Below are 1,639 nucleotides of genomic sequence, written 5' to 3'. Positions count from 1 at the left end.
CCTGACGAGCAAAACTTAATCCTTCGGATAAACCACACTTTCAGCCAATATCATTCGACTTCAATCCTCTCTAAAAGCACCGAAATGTCCTCGCCGATTTTCATATGAACGCTAACGACCAGATATGGCGAGTGGCCACACAGGTCTGTAAAAAGTAGAAAGGTAGTGAAATCCCGTCATATCTCACAAGGCTTGTAAGTAACTGCGCTCAGAAAATCTCTTGTCTCTCCTCAGAAGAATTGCCAGCAGATATCTCAGAAGTTTCAGGGGACGGGATGAAACGGTGAAACTGGCATCAAAGCCTGCAAATGGCTCAGTTGGCCATTCGCTATATCGCTTGTTAGCACACGTATTTCTTAATTCTTGATCAGGAATACAAGGAGCATAAATGTAAAAATTGGGACGAGAGCTTGCAGAAAGCTAAATGCAAAATCTGAAGATTGGATTTTTCTGTTCCTCGGATATTTGTGCCAAAAACCTCCGATAGGAGTTCCTCCTGTTGAGCTAGAGGCTGAGGTTATGTAGGGGTTCGTTCCAGTGTAGTGTTTGAAGAGTCTTCTAAATAGTTCAAATGGAATCAAGTGCAGCAGTGCAGCTGACATAATTAGCAGTGTCATTCCATTAGACACGTTAAAAAAGTTGGTGAGTTCAAAAGTTAATCCGAGGGCGAAAGAAATGATTCCAGCTGTTAAGCACTTTCGGTAAAAGTTCGGGTTCATCAAGTCATCGGCAAAGGTTGCAGAAAACAAAGCAGTTCCCAAGCCAAATCCGAATACTAAATACTTCAAAAGTTCAGGGTTCATATGCGATCCGTGACATGTGTGCTAACGCCTGTCTATATCCTGTGGCGTTGGTGTAATTTAAAGTGTCGGATTCAAAGTAGGAAAAATCTCCGATTATTCATCATACCTTTTTCGTCCAATGTGAAAAATCGGAGATTTTTCTGGTGCTGCCAGAAAGCATCAAAGCTAGACTTACCACTAAACCGCCATGGGATATCAGACCATGTTAGACTCATTTTATTTTCAAACCGAAAACAATGGAGCCGAATTGACGAAGTGGGGATGCGCTGTACTTTCCCTTTCGTTTGAGAGGTACTTCACGTTTGAGTTTCTGATAATTTGAATAATAAAAGCTAGAAAAACGCACTTTGATTCTGTCGTTTTTGATTAGCCATATTGCTTCGTGTTCACCACCTCTAGAATGTTCCATGACCGTTGTATATGAGTCGAAATTTTCCCAGTTATATCGTCTAAATAAAAGCGGAAGAAGCGGGTTGTACAATGTAATGTGGTCTTTTGAGATTCTAATAAACTTGCATTGCGTTATTAGCAGCAATAGCATGATAGACTGAAGTCCTAAAACGAAAGAATATGAAATCAATGCTGACTGATTTTCTATAATTTCATTGAGAGAACTGACCTTAGCTTCAAATACAAGAAGATAAGTTAAAGGGCTCATTAACAGGTTTAATCCGATGAGTAGTCCAAGTCCTCCAAAAAGCTTATATTTTGAATAGATGGTTTTATGCATTAATTGAGTCTAACGTCGACTGTATGTTTAGCTTTAGCGTCGTTGATTATTTGTAAGCTGACCATTTAGTCATCTAATTAAAACAGCTTACAAGTTAATCAATGAA

At 39.5% G+C, this 1,639-nt stretch carries 2 protein-coding genes; both read right to left on the bottom strand.

Annotation, left to right across the window (positions count from 1 at the left end; translation table 11 throughout):
• Positions 1-356: 356 nt before the first annotated feature.
• Entirely contained in the window at positions 357-788 is a 432-nt protein-coding gene (locus BUB99_RS20000; RefSeq protein WP_139281135.1) for a hypothetical protein, read from the bottom strand.
• Between the two features lie 226 nt (positions 789-1,014).
• Positions 1,015-1,533: a hypothetical protein gene (locus BUB99_RS19995; protein WP_139281134.1), complete on the bottom strand. Its 519-nt coding sequence runs from the start codon at positions 1,531-1,533 to the stop codon at positions 1,015-1,017.
• Between the last annotated feature and the right edge of the window lie 106 nt (positions 1,534-1,639).

Source organism: Reichenbachiella agariperforans (genome assembly GCF_900142205.1).
Classification (GTDB): Bacteria; Bacteroidota; Bacteroidia; order Cytophagales; family Cyclobacteriaceae; genus Reichenbachiella; species Reichenbachiella agariperforans.
Note: the sequence above shows the minus strand (reverse complement) of the source record. Positions and strands in the feature narration are given on the sequence as shown.

What these genes read in the sequence shown, in the direction of transcription:
- BUB99_RS19995 (WP_139281134.1), bottom strand. Translation starts at nt 1,533, where the DNA reads ATGCATAAAACCATCTATTCAAAATATAAGCTTTTTGGAGGACTTGGA.